Source organism: Paenibacillus anseongensis, from assembly GCF_009757995.1.
Taxonomy (GTDB): domain Bacteria; phylum Bacillota; class Bacilli; order Paenibacillales; family NBRC-103111; genus Paenibacillus_E; species Paenibacillus_E chondroitinus.
In genome coordinates, this window is sequence record NZ_WSEM01000039.1 from 457,310 (window position 1) to 469,818 (window position 12,509).

The 12,509-nt window shown below is 45.2% G+C and carries 13 protein-coding genes; 1 reads left to right on the forward strand and 12 read right to left on the reverse strand.

Going from position 1 to position 12,509, the window contains the following annotated elements:
- Positions 1-69: 69 nt before the first annotated feature.
- The gene (locus GON05_RS37310) at positions 70-630 is read left to right on the forward strand and encodes a helix-turn-helix domain-containing protein (RefSeq protein WP_127456006.1); all 561 of its coding nucleotides are present in this window, start codon (positions 70-72) and stop codon (positions 628-630) included.
- Between the two features lie 42 nt (positions 631-672).
- Here GON05_RS37310 and GON05_RS37315 read toward each other — a convergent pair whose 3' ends face one another.
- The 12 genes from GON05_RS37315 to GON05_RS37370 all read right to left on the reverse strand — a co-directional run bounded on the left by GON05_RS37315 (position 673) and on the right by GON05_RS37370 (position 12,474).
- On the reverse strand, positions 673-1,935 hold the full coding sequence (locus tag GON05_RS37315) for a Gfo/Idh/MocA family protein (RefSeq protein ID WP_157326514.1): 1,263 nt from the start codon (positions 1,933-1,935) through the stop codon (positions 673-675).
- Positions 1,936-2,003: 68 nt separating this feature from the next.
- Positions 2,004-2,843 (reverse strand): carbohydrate ABC transporter permease, encoded by an 840-nt coding sequence (locus GON05_RS37320; protein WP_127456007.1) that lies wholly within the window; start codon positions 2,841-2,843, stop codon positions 2,004-2,006.
- Positions 2,844-2,856: 13 nt separating this feature from the next.
- Positions 2,857-3,741, reverse strand: a complete 885-nt coding sequence (locus GON05_RS37325; RefSeq protein WP_157326515.1) for a carbohydrate ABC transporter permease — start codon at positions 3,739-3,741, stop codon at positions 2,857-2,859.
- Positions 3,742-3,816: 75 nt separating this feature from the next.
- Complete coding sequence (locus tag GON05_RS37330) at positions 3,817-5,130, reverse strand: ABC transporter substrate-binding protein (RefSeq protein WP_157326516.1); 1,314 nt, start codon at positions 5,128-5,130, stop codon at positions 3,817-3,819.
- 145 nt (positions 5,131-5,275) lie between these two features.
- Positions 5,276-6,322, reverse strand: coding sequence for a LacI family DNA-binding transcriptional regulator (locus GON05_RS37335; RefSeq protein WP_157326517.1), 1,047 nt, complete (start codon positions 6,320-6,322; stop codon positions 5,276-5,278).
- A gap of 123 nt (positions 6,323-6,445) precedes the next feature.
- Positions 6,446-6,703 (reverse strand): hypothetical protein, encoded by a 258-nt coding sequence (locus GON05_RS39135; protein WP_157326518.1) that lies wholly within the window; start codon positions 6,701-6,703, stop codon positions 6,446-6,448.
- A 160-nt stretch (positions 6,704-6,863) separates the two neighbouring features.
- Entirely contained in the window at positions 6,864-7,742 is an 879-nt protein-coding gene (locus tag GON05_RS37345) for a methyltransferase domain-containing protein (protein ID WP_157326519.1), read from the reverse strand.
- 515 nt (positions 7,743-8,257) lie between these two features.
- Positions 8,258-8,605, reverse strand: a complete 348-nt coding sequence (locus GON05_RS37350) for a hypothetical protein (RefSeq protein ID WP_157326520.1) — start codon at positions 8,603-8,605, stop codon at positions 8,258-8,260.
- 99 nt (positions 8,606-8,704) lie between these two features.
- Entirely contained in the window at positions 8,705-9,580 is an 876-nt protein-coding gene (locus GON05_RS37355; protein WP_157326521.1) for a GNAT family N-acetyltransferase, read from the reverse strand.
- 24 nt (positions 9,581-9,604) lie between these two features.
- Positions 9,605-10,213, reverse strand: coding sequence for a TetR/AcrR family transcriptional regulator (locus tag GON05_RS37360; RefSeq protein ID WP_127456014.1), 609 nt, complete (start codon positions 10,211-10,213; stop codon positions 9,605-9,607).
- Positions 10,214-10,231: 18 nt separating this feature from the next.
- On the reverse strand, positions 10,232-11,464 hold the full coding sequence (locus GON05_RS37365) for an aminopeptidase (RefSeq protein ID WP_157326522.1): 1,233 nt from the start codon (positions 11,462-11,464) through the stop codon (positions 10,232-10,234).
- A gap of 101 nt (positions 11,465-11,565) precedes the next feature.
- Entirely contained in the window at positions 11,566-12,474 is a 909-nt protein-coding gene (locus GON05_RS37370; protein ID WP_157326523.1) for an alpha/beta hydrolase fold domain-containing protein, read from the reverse strand.
- Between the last annotated feature and the right edge of the window lie 35 nt (positions 12,475-12,509).

Below are 12,509 nucleotides of genomic sequence, written 5' to 3' on the forward strand. Positions count from 1 at the left end.
CACGAATGTATGTTATATTGTAAATAGGCTATTTTTACGGACACAAAATAAATAAAAGGAGTCACGTTGATGCAGGAACCGATACACAAAATGGTGGGCAGAAAGCTGCTGAACATAAGGAAAACAAGAGGTTTAAGCTTAGATCAAGTTGCCGAATTGACGGGTGTCAGCAAAGCCATGCTGGGGCAGATTGAGCGAGGAGATTCTAACCCAACGATCTCCGTTTTATGGAAAATTGTGAGCGGACTACAAATCTCTTTCACGAGCTTGATTGAGGATGATGAACCGAAGATTACCGTTGTTCGTTCCGAAGATCTTTCTTCCTTTGATGAGGAGGACGGCCAATATCGCGCTTATCCCCTTTTCCCTTTTCACCCGCAAAAAAGCTTCGAAATTTACACCGTCGAAATGGAGCAAGGCTGTACCCATGCTTCTGAGCCGCATAACGAGGGTGTTGAAGAATACATTCTAATGGTCGAAGGCAAGCTGCAAATATCTATCGCTCAGGAAAGCTACATTCTTCAACCTGGTGACGCGATCCATTTCACAGCAGATCGTCCGCACACGTATACGAATTTGTCTGATCGCAAAGCTGTATACAAGACGCTTATTTACTACCCGTCTTCTTAAAAAAACGCAAGCAGCCAGCCTCTCTGGTCGCTTGCGTTTTGTTTATACCGTAACGAGTCGCTTATAAAACTCTTCAATCGCAATAGGCTTGCCGCCATTCAAGCGGGATTCCTCCGCTGCGAACGACATCAGATGGCTGCGCACGGAAACGGAAGCGGAAGAACTGCTTTCTCCCCCGTTATACGTTCTGACTTCGCTCAAAAAGCTGCGCACAATCCCCGCATCTCCGCCGTTATGCCCCTCTTCCGAGGCGTGCACACGCACGGTCGTTTTCTCATTCGTCACGAAATCATGAATGGTGAATTCATTCTCTTCCATATTGCCGCGAAGATCGCCCTTTGTGCCCATGATTTGCAGAATGCGCGTGTTATCACGGGTAAATCCGCACATGCTGAACATCGCTGTCGCCCCGCTCGCGAACTCCATATTGACGACTTGATGATCAACGACATTATTATCGCTGCGATACACACACTTCCCGTAAGGCGTCGTGCTCAACGCTTCAATGATACCTTCATTGCTCGTATCCGTTGTGAATTTACGCGCCCAACGGCGTCCTGCGCCTAAATAATATTTAGGTGCATAGTACTGACAGCTCATTTCTGCCGGGCAGCCGTCCAAACATCGTGCAGGCGCACCTGCAGGCGCATTCTCTTCGTTGAAGTGCATCAACGAACCAAAGGAGCTGACACGCTCGCATGGCTCGCCCATGATGTAAGAGAGAATGTCCATGTCATGGCATGATTTGGCTAAAATCATAGGGGAAGACTTGTCGGAATTATTCCAATTCCCGCGTACAAAACTGTGTGCCATGTGCATGTTACCGACATTTTCATTCAATTGAATGTTGACGATTTGTCCGATTTTACCTTCTGTAATCACTCGTTTCATGGCCGTCCAGAAAGCTGTATACCGCAAAACATGGCAAATGGTTAGCAGCCTGTTGTGCTTCTTCGCCATAAGTTCCATCTCCACACACTCTTCCGGACTAGGAGACATCGGCTTCTCTAACAAAACATGATAGCCAAGCTCCAACGCTTTCAATGTGGGGTGATAGTGCATTTGATCCTGCGTACAAATGATGGCGATATCCGCCAGCTTGGGCTGTGCAAGCAGCTGCTCCCAATTCTCAACAGCATGTTCCGGTGCAATCCCATGTGCGGAAGCAAAGACAGCGCGACGCTCCTCATTCGGTTCAGCGACTGCTACAATCTGTAATTCATGCGGGTAATTCAGTGCATATGGCGCGTAAGCTTGCGCCCCTCGATCACCTGCGCCGAGCAGGATTGCCGTTACTTTTTGCATCAAATACTCATCTCCTGTGACTTCGTCTATAACGATAATGATAACGATAGGCTAATATATGCCATTAATTAAGACTTGCTTCCTGTGAATGCAATCCCTTGAATAAAAGAACGTTGGAAAACGAAGAAAATGATGATCATTGGCAAAATCGCCATCATGGAGCCTGCCATAATGATCGTGTAATTCGTTTTGTGCTCCCCTTCCAAGAAGGCGATCCCTGCGGACAGCACCATTTTATCCGGTGAAGAGTTGACGATGAGCGGCCACATCAGATCATTCCATGACCACAACATGGTGAAAATAGCCAACGCAATCATCCCGGATTTTGCAAGCGGCATCATGATTTGCCAATAAATTCGGAATTGGTTACAGCCATCCAGCTTCGCGGCTTCTTCCAATTCATTAGGCAGCGTCATAAAAAATTGGCGCAGCAAAAAGGTCCCGAAAGCACTGAATAGACCAGGTACAATTAGTGCTGTCAAAGAGTTCAACCAGCCGAGATCCTTCATAATCATATATTGCGGAATGAGAAATACTTGCCCAGGAACCATAAGCACCGACAACATCAGGATGAAAAAGAAGTGGCGCCCCGGAAAAGCTATCCTTGCAAAAGCATATGCCGCTAACGAACAGATAATCAGCTGGCCGATCACTTTAACCAAAGTTGTTATGAATGTATTCCAATAGAAAGTAAAGAACGGCAAGTTTACAAAAACCTTCGCGTAATTGCTCCATTGAAAAGCTTTTGGCAGCAAAACCGGAGGAATGGCCGTTGACTCTCCTAATGTTTTTACCGATGTAAGAAACATCCAAATAAATGGCGTAACCATGATAATTGCACCCAATATGAGGATAAGATGGATTCCGCCGATTCGAAGCGATTTCTGATTGACTGGTTTCGTATTCATACACTCGCCCCTCTCATTCGTAGTGAACCCATTTCTTTTGAATTTTCATCTGAATATACGTAATGATCATGATAATGACGAACAGCATGACGGCAATGGAAGAGGCGTACCCCTTGGCATTTTTGAGAAACCCGTACTTGTAGTATAAAAATACAATCGACTGCGTAGATTCCATAACAATTTCGCCAACCATCATATAAATGTAATCAAATACCTGGAACGCACCAATGAGAGACGTTACCATGACGAAAAAAATCGTCGGCGTTAACAGAGGCATCGTAATTCGCGTGAATTTGGTAAAAGAACCTGCCCCATCGATCGATGCGGCTTCATAATAAGACTCCGAGATGCCTTGTAAGCCGGATAAAAAGATAATCATGTGAGAGCCAATGGAACTCCAGATGGCTACGATAATGATAGATAATAATGCCGTGCGATTGTCCGTCAGCCAGTGCGGGCCTGTAATGGACAATTTGCTGAGTACATAGTTAATGAGTCCAAAGTCGGAATTGTACAACCACTTCCACACCATCGCAACCGCTGCAGGCATCGTAACGACAGGGAGAAAATACAGGGTTCTATATACGGATAACCCCTTTACCTTTTGATTCAGCAGAACAGCTAAGATAATGGATAAAATAATGCCGACCGGGACAGCCGTTATAATGTAGATTCCCGTATTTCGAAAGGCATACAGCAAATCTTTATCTGTAAAAAGCTGCTTATAGTTCGCCAAACCTGACCAGGTATATTTGCCGAATGAACCCCAATCCGTGAATGAAAAATAAAACGTTTGAAACACAGGCCAAATGTAGAAAACGAGCAAACCGAGCATTAAAGGTGTGATCATGATGTACGCCCACATCCAATCGGACCGGCGTTTCGAGCTGATTCGCATGAGTACTCACGCTCCCATGAGTGTAGTAAGGAGGGAGATTCGCTCCGCTTGCAAGCGAACCTCCGCACCGAAAGCTTATTTTTCTGCAGCTAGCGCTTGATTCATTTTGGCGCCGAGCTCTTTGGCTGCGTCAGCTACCGGTTTATCTCCTGTCCATGCATTTTTCAAAATCTCAGTTTCATAAGTTGTCCATACGGATGTATTCTTGGAAACCGGATAAGGGGAAGCATACTCCGTCATATCGATGAACGCTTTGGCGTGGTATTGTGGGAATGCTGCTAACCAAGCTGTTTCAGAGCCTTTGAAAGCCGGAATCGCTCCGCCTTGCTTAGCGGCAACCTCTGCCGCCTCTTTTGAGCCAAGGAATTTCACAAATTCCCATGCTTCTTTCGGATGCTTGGAATTCGCGGAGATGACATTGCCCAATCCGTGAATGACAACGCCTTGTTTTTTCCCTTTTGGCAGCGGCGCAACATCGGCATTGTTTTTCATCTCGGCATTTTGATTAATCGTGAATGCTGCCCATGAACCGTCGAAATACATCGCCAGCTTGCCGGAAGTAAACAAATCCGAAGGCGCCGTTTCTGTCATTTGCGCCAATGTAGGCGATACTTTATGAACTTGAATGAGATCCGTCAAGAATTTCAAACCTTCAATCGCTTCCGGCTGATCATAACCCGATTTCTTGTGATCGTCGGAAATAATGTTGCCTCCAGCTTGAAGAATCGTGTTGTAGTAATCCTCTTGATTCATCATTGGAGCTGCGAAGCCGTAGATGCCTTTGCCAGGATCGGTAAGCTTTTTCGCAGCTTCCGTTAACTTATTCCAATCCCAAGTTGCATCTGGATATGCGACGCCTTTTTCATCGAACAGCTTCTTGTTGTACCAAAGACCAATCGTGTCATAATCCTTGGGAATCCCGTAGTTTTTACCGCCAAGGCTGTATAGGGAAACGAGAGATGCCGGATAATTTTTGAGATCCAATTGGTCCTTTTTGATGTTTTCGGACAAGTCCAACAACATTTTATTTTCCGCGTATTTAATGAAATTCGGACCGTTCATCCATAGCACGTCAGGCATCGTTCCGCCTTGTGCCGCTGTTTCCAATTTGGTGAAATATTGCTTATACGGTGTATTCTCTGCTTTAATTTCAATGTTCGGATGACTGGCTTGAAAGGCTTTGATAACCTCCGTCATCGTGTCCAGGCCCCAACCGCCATAGGTAATGGTTACTTTCTCACCGCTGGCGGCCGCTGTTGCTTTTGCATCATTTGCAGGCGCACCGGATGAGACGGGATTAGAGGAAGAGGAATTACCGCAAGCACTTGCAACAACCATTGAAGACATCAACATAGTTAAGCAGACGATTTTTTTTGTATTCTTTACCATTTCGCAATCACCCTTTTTTAATTTTTGTGAAAGAAACATGACCTTGCTAAAAATGGAACCCGTAAAAGCTGATTTCACCTCCTTGATGTAGTAAAATATTTTGGCGCCAAATTCAGGATAACGTTATCCTGAGTAATAAAAAAAATTAGCTTCTAGCAAATGTGGACGATTCTCTCACAATAATTTTATGTGGCAGCAGTACTTTGGATAGCGCCAGCTGCTCTCCTTTTAGCATATCCAGCAAGGTTGCAGCCGCTGTCAGGCCGATCTCTACTTTCGGTACATGCACCGAAGATAGCGGTGGCGTCGTGTATTGCGCGAAATCAATATTATCCATCGAGATGAAAGCGATATCCTCCGGAATTCGCAGCTGGCTTTCGATCACAGCGCGCATAGCCGGAATCGCCAACTGATCGCTTGCTGAGAAGATTGCCGTTGGGCGCTCCACGTCGGTCCGTTTCAATTGCTCTTTCACGTATTCGTAACTGCGGTCAATTTCCCAACGGGTGTCTATCACCCAGTCTTTATGTAAGGGAATGCCGGCGTCATACATCGCGAATTTGTAGCCTTGGAACCTCTCTTCACTGTTGAGCTCTCCCGTATGTCCTGGTCCGCCGATAAATCCGATGGAACGGTGGCCCTGCGCAATGAGGTGATCGACAGCGGATTTGGCTGCGTGAATACGATCATAGTCCACCATCGTAATCTCAGTGCCAATCGTACAAATACCAATCAAGGCAAGATCCTCTACCTTTTGCAAATAATCCAAAATGGCCGGCCCGACTTCGCCAACGATAATAATGCCGTCCACTTGAATATCGTGGATGCAGCGGTGAAGCAAAGCATCGTCCGCGAGTTCATCCGAAGTATGAATGAAAGCTAATGAATAGCCTGACTCCAAAATCTTTTTCGTAAAAGCCGTAATAATCGGCGAATAGTATGGATGATCGTCATTGAGTCGTGCCGCTTGAATAATGCAGCCGATTTGTTTGGTCTGTCTCTTCTCGGTCTTCTGCTTATTCACAAGATGGCGTGCTGACTCGTTCGGTGTGTAATCGAGCTGGCGAACGGCCTCCCAAACTTTGGCCCTCGTCTCCGGATTAATATGCCTGCTTGTATCATTTCTAACCACTCGCGAGGCTGTTGAAATGGAGACGCCCACTAAATCAGCGATATCCTTAAGTGTAGGCATAGTGACAGCTCCTTTTTATCCAAAACCATGTTTATCCAAATTCTTGCCCAAACGTTTTCCTGAGCATGCTTACATATTAATGTATCCCCTTACATTGTGTCAATATAGTTACGATGAGAATTCTTATTTTTGTTTTTCGGCACAAATCTGACATGCTTGGTTGGGATTCTCCTTTACGGAAAAACCTTTTGCCATAGTTTGTATAGACAAAAAATCAACATGCTGTTGCATAGAATTAATAATAAATTTGCAACCAGTCCCAACATAAACAGTGTTTTCCGCTTCTTCATTTCGGACGGATGGAGATAAGGTTTCAAAAAATTTAATTCTTTGAAATCCAATAAACTCTGTAATACGCCAAAAATAGAAACTACCGTCCAAACCACGAGGAAAATTGCAAATAAAAATGCGCAGAAGTATAGGAGCGCATATTGGCTAAATAACCAAATAAGATAGCAGGTAGAAATTGACAAAAGTAAGACAGCCCAGCCGATTGCCCCAACGATCACAGGTTTTATAAAAAACATTTTGCTTTCTGTGCTCATCGTTTCACCGTGCCGAATGAAATCTTCATGTTAGGAGCGTAGGTTAGTACCGAATCCTCGTTGAACATTTTTGAAAATAATAACTCCGCCTCGTATTGGCTCTGCGCTTCAATTTCTGTCAGCCCTCGGTTCATCAAATTGCGTATAAACTTGCTTTCTTCCCCTGGATAACCGCCAATCCCTTCCTCTCTCAAGGAGTTGTACAGCCGTTGTCTCTTTTGTGGCTCCGCACTTGGATCTAGAAAATTAACTTTATCGCTTACTCTGCACTGCACGTTTGTTAAGCCTAATTCGCTTAGATATTCGGGTATTTTTATCCCAATATTTCCGTCTTTTCCGTTATTTTTGGTATCCTGCTCAAATAGTTTTTGTAGAATTCCCAAGCGGATCACTTGGCTTTGATCGTAACCTTGCAAACTGTAGTTAGACATGTTGGCAATCCAATGCGGCTCGAAGCAGATGACCATCCCTTCATCCTTCACGCAATTGATCATCTTATCGAGTAACTTCTTCGCATCTGACAGATGCAATAATAACGCATGGCAGACGGCAAGATCATATTTTCTGTCGATCGCTAACGTTTCAACATCTGCTACGTTAAAATTTGTTGTAAAAGGCTGCCTTGCAAAGATTTCCCTTGCTGTGTTAGTTAGCTCTGTTCCTTTGTCAATCCCCGTATATGTGGACCCCTCGGGCAAAAGCGGTAACAGCTTCAGCCCCAAATATCCGTACCCACAACCATAGTCAACGACGTTCACTGGCTGAGTGATCTTCCAAACTGACTTCACTAGAAACTCCAAATAGTCATCGTTGTAGTACAAATCTCTTGTATTTCTTAAATATTCAATTTTGTTATCCCATTCATAATCGGACATTTAGGACTCCTTTGCTTTTATTTGTCGCTTGCATGGCATTCCATTTACATTAATTCCCTATGACCCAGCACATCCCTGCATGTAGTGGGAACTACAGTCCGCTATTTTCCAGAAAAGACACCGCTCCCAACAGCCAGGGGAACTACGATCCTCTATTTCGCCGATTTCACCCGAAAATCCTGACTGTGAGGCCAAATAAGGTCCTGTAGTTCCCACTCACCAAGGACAATGCTGATTCACCTTCAAATAGTGGACCATAGTTCCCTCTAAAAGCACCATAGCGGAATTCTCGCTAGGTTTCATGAAATTTGTCGTGTTCTACTGAGGTGGACGTTGGCTGTATTGTGCATTTATGTGACTGGGAGGTGGACGTTGGCTGTATTGTGCATTTGTGTGACTGGAAGGTGGAAGGCCGGTGAAGTAGCTAGCTTAAAACCCTGACGGGGCTGTTCCGTCAGGGTTTAAGTCGCACCCGCAACAAAAAAGACAGTCTCTTCAGACTGTCTCCGCTTTCCTCAAAACTGATGGCCGCAAGATGAACAAAACTTCGTGTCGGCCACAACGACTTTCCCACAAACGCATTCTTTCTCATTGCGCAGTTCAATGATTTTTTGATCCAATACGGCAATTTCTTGCTTAACCGCGTCGATGCCAAGGCTGAATCTCTCGACAATCTCGCCGGCGTTGGCAATATCTCCCGACATATAAGCGGCATACACGGACTCTCCAATGAGATTATAAAATTTCTCTATCTCCTTCTCCTTGGAAGAGACTTGAGCTTTAAGCTTCGTCAGTTCAACAGTTTGCTGAGCTTTCTTCGCGGCATCCGTTGCACCTTGTTTGACTTTGTCAAAAAAAGACATGGGGTACCCCCTCCATTCATCGTTTTCTGCTCATAACGATTCATATGCGCCCCATGCCCAACTCATACGTCACGTTCACATGTTCCAAGCCGGCAGATTTCAAATATGGTGCAGCATATGTACTTGATCGACAAAAAAGGTAAAGCCTAAACCAGCTAACAGCTCATTTAACCCTTCATTGGAATGTCTGATATTCATCGTTAATCGCGTACATGAAGAGGTAAGTGGTGCGTATACTTCCCTTAAAGCCGCTTTCAGAATCTCCGTTTCATCCTCGCGTCCTGGACGTGCTTCACATTGATAAAGGACGAACGATGCTAAACTGCCATTCTCCGCATAAACTCGCTTGAAAAGCGCATAACCTACCACTTCCTCAGAGGCCGCTACAATTACGCTTTCACCGCCTTTCATACTAGGCCATTGTGTCTGCCAGGCAGACATCGGCCTATTGAATGGCACCGCATTAACTTCAACAGGATGTCCCCTACGTAACGTATATCTTTCTGGGAAATTTGATTCCAGCAGGTTAACATTAAGCTCGCCCGTATGCTGCAAACAGACAAGCTGTTCAGTAATCTCGTAGCCGACCTTCTGGTAAAGTTTAATCGCAGCTTCATTTTGAACAAGCGCTTCAAGCATGGCGGTGTCCACACCCTGCTCTTGATATAATTGCAAATTTCTAAGCATTAAGTGTTTTCCGAATCCCTTACCTCTGTAATCAGGAACAATTCCGGTACCACCGTTCCACGCCACCTTTTTCCCTTCAATGGTGCGAAATCCGTTCATGACGAAACCAATCGGCTCCTCATTTTCAAACAATACCAACGAATGCTCCAAAGAGAGACCTTCATGAACGGTTCTTGCCATGAATTTGCTCATGTCCAGCGAACTGTTGAGATAATACCCTTCAAAGCCTTTATTCCATAGCGCTACCATATCTTCGGCGGACATTTCGCTCATTCTTTTGAAAAACATGGCCTACCTCTCCCCTTCAAAGGATTACCCCATGATATAGCGGAACATCATACTCTCCATATCATCAATTGTGCGCTTGTAGTCGGCTTCCTCGCCACTTAACATGTAATGCAGTGCAAGGCCATCCCGAATCGACCAGAATAACCGAGAAGCTGCCGCGCTATCCAAATCCGAGCGAAATTCGCCTGTAAGCTTGCCGCCATCCATGATTTCCTTAATGAACACTAAGGCTTTGTCCGCGTACTCATTCCATCGCTGCGTTAACTGGGGCTGGCGTGCTGCATACAGCATAAATTCCAAATGAAAGGCTATCCATTTGCGAAGTTCTGCCAGCGATTGGCTGCGAAACCGGTTGTACATGTAACGGATTTGATCCGCGGCGCTAGGCATACTCTTGAAGGTTTCTGTAGAGTTCTCCAGCATGGCATTCATTTTATCATCAGCCATCTGAATATACATTTCTTCTTTACTGGCAAAATAGCTGTAGATAGCGCCTTTGCTAATGCCCAAATGCCGAACGATATCATCCATCGTCGTAGCCTGGAAGCCTTTTTCCGTAAAACAGTGGAGCGCTCCCTCAAGAATGACGGCTTTCTTCTCTTCCTTGTAGGCTTGCGTGACTTTCGGTGACATGCTGCTCCTCCGTTTCTATTAAATAACCCAGTCCCCTTTGCGGAATACCGGCTCAACTTCGCCACTCATCTTAATCCCGTCAATGTCCATATCAGCTGATCCCATCATAAAATCTACATGCGTCAAGCTTTCGTTCAAGCCGCGTTTCAGCAGCTCCTCCCCACTCATCGTCACGCCGTCTTTCAAGCAAAACGGGAATCCCCGGCCGATCGCAAAATGGCAGGAGGCGTTCTCATCATACAAGGTATTGTAGAAAATGATATTCATATCCGAGATCGGTGAGCGATGCGGAACAAGCGCAATCTCCCCCAAATAATGAGACCCTTCATCCATCTCAACGAGAGTGCGCAGCATCTCTTCGCCTTTTTCCGCTGCAAAATCAACGATCCTTCCCTCTTCAAAAGTCAGAGAGAAATTTTCGATTAGAACACCGTTGTAGCTTAGCGGCTTCGTGCTTCTTACAGTACCATTTACACCGGTGCGTAAAGGAGATGTAAACACTTCTTCTGTCGGCATATTGGCGATAAAGCGATCTCCCTGCTGATTATTGCTGCCGGCCGATACCCATAAGTGATCCTGAGGCAATTCAACGGTAATGTCCGTACCTTCCGCGCGGTAATGTAGCGCCTTATATTGCTTCTCATTCAGCAAATCGGATTTGGTTAGTAATGTACGGGCATGATTCCTCCATTCCTCGATCGGATCATCTTTCTGGACCCGCGTTGCTTGGAAGATGGCGCTCCATAACGCATCCACCCGCTCCTCTTCCGGAAGTAGTGGGAAAACTTTATCCGCCCAAGCTGGTGTTGGCACAGCGACGATCGTCCAGCTCACTTTGTTTGTCAATCTTGCCATCGTTAACCCTTGGGTTGCCGAGCTTGAGGTTTTACTGGCGGTTTGAAGCCGTTTGGGATCAATGCCGTTCATCAGATCCGGGTTATTGGCAGAAACATATAGGAAAGCGGCATTTTGGCTTGCTAATTCTTCATAACCTTTGGCTTGCCACATCGGGTATTCAAGCAGCGCTTCAAATGGCGCCAATTCATATTTCATGCGTGTAATTTCACTGTCAGCCCATTCTACATAGACAAGCTTTGCCCCTATTTCGTAGGCGCGTTTAACTAATAAGCGTACAAAATCCACCGATACTAGAGGTGCAAAAATGACTAGTGTTTGTCCCGGCTGCACATTAACTCCCAGTTGTATGGCCAAAGACGCATATTTAACTAATTGATCATGGTGTTTAGTCATTGATATCCTCCTCATCTATTCTCTCTTTAAAATGACTACTCAGTCGTTTTTATTATCCTTCCAAATCGTTTTAACTGTCAAGCGAATTTGTTAAAAAATTGTTAAAATGATCGAATAATATGCATCATCTGCTCCCGTGCTTGCCTGGCTTCCGGACAAGGAAATAACGGCCAGACATGAAGCATAGAAGGGTATTCATAATAATTTATAGGAATACCCTGCATGCCAGCGAGTTTACTGAATTTATTCGCATCAGGATATAAGATATCATGCGTTCCGATATACACGCTGATCCTCCCCAAGTCATGGAAATTCCCGTAAATGGGACTAACTAAATAATGTTTCACACTTTCTTCGTCCGCATACCACTTGGCAATATCGTGCAGCGCCGGCGTAGCTGAGATCGGATCTTGTTTCTCGATCATTTTGATCATGGGATGGCTGAAGGTCATATCCAGCAAAGGGGAGATCAAAATGATATTCCCTGGCTGTTTAAGCCCCTTCTCCCGCAGGAATTGTGCCAAAGCCAAGCTCATCCCTCCACCGGCTGAATCTCCCATCATGACGATATCTCGTTCCTCCACATCCGCGTACACTTGGCGATACAGAGGGACGAGCATCTCAAAAACATCCTTGTGGCTATGCGCTGGCGCAAGAGGATACATCGGAACTGTGACCGTACAATGTAAAGAATCAATTAAATACGCAATAAACTCCCAGTGCAGCGAGGTGATTTTGAGCACATGGCCACCGCCATGCAAGTAGAAGATATGCTTGTTCCCTGCAGCTGATTCCAAAGGTTTCACGACATAATAAGCATGACCGTTTGCCTCATATTTGTGGCAATCATACTTTTTAAACATATTCTTAGGCGGTTCATAACTTTCTTTATGCTGTCTATTTTCTACTTCTCTTCGAAGGGCTTCCCCTGTCTTTTTCCATATGGCATTGACTTGTATGAATCGTAATCCAGCTTTAATGAACCGGCTTTGTATGCTTTCTTTTGCCATCGTGTCCGCCTCCTATGTTGTCTTGCGATCAACTA

Bases quoted from the DNA above. Each gene is read 5' to 3' on its own strand.
- GON05_RS37310 (WP_127456006.1), top strand. From the start codon at position 70: ATGCAGGAACCGATACACAAAATGGTGGGCAGAAAGCTGCTGAACATA.
- GON05_RS37315 (WP_157326514.1), bottom strand. From the start codon at position 1,935: ATGCAAAAAGTAACGGCAATCCTGCTCGGCGCAGGTGATCGAGGGGCG.
- GON05_RS37320 (WP_127456007.1), bottom strand. From the start codon at position 2,843: ATGAATACGAAACCAGTCAATCAGAAATCGCTTCGAATCGGCGGAATC.
- GON05_RS37325 (WP_157326515.1), bottom strand. From the start codon at position 3,741: ATGCGAATCAGCTCGAAACGCCGGTCCGATTGGATGTGGGCGTACATC.
- GON05_RS37330 (WP_157326516.1), bottom strand. From the start codon at position 5,130: ATGGTAAAGAATACAAAAAAAATCGTCTGCTTAACTATGTTGATGTCT.
- GON05_RS37335 (WP_157326517.1), bottom strand. From the start codon at position 6,322: ATGCCTACACTTAAGGATATCGCTGATTTAGTGGGCGTCTCCATTTCA.
- GON05_RS37345 (WP_157326519.1), bottom strand. From the start codon at position 7,742: ATGTCCGATTATGAATGGGATAACAAAATTGAATATTTAAGAAATACA.
- GON05_RS37350 (WP_157326520.1), bottom strand. From the start codon at position 8,605: ATGTCTTTTTTTGACAAAGTCAAACAAGGTGCAACGGATGCCGCGAAG.
- GON05_RS37355 (WP_157326521.1), bottom strand. From the start codon at position 9,580: ATGTTTTTCAAAAGAATGAGCGAAATGTCCGCCGAAGATATGGTAGCG.
- GON05_RS37360 (WP_127456014.1), bottom strand. From the start codon at position 10,213: ATGTCACCGAAAGTCACGCAAGCCTACAAGGAAGAGAAGAAAGCCGTC.
- GON05_RS37365 (WP_157326522.1), bottom strand. From the start codon at position 11,464: ATGACTAAACACCATGATCAATTAGTTAAATATGCGTCTTTGGCCATA.
- GON05_RS37370 (WP_157326523.1), bottom strand. From the start codon at position 12,474: ATGGCAAAAGAAAGCATACAAAGCCGGTTCATTAAAGCTGGATTACGA.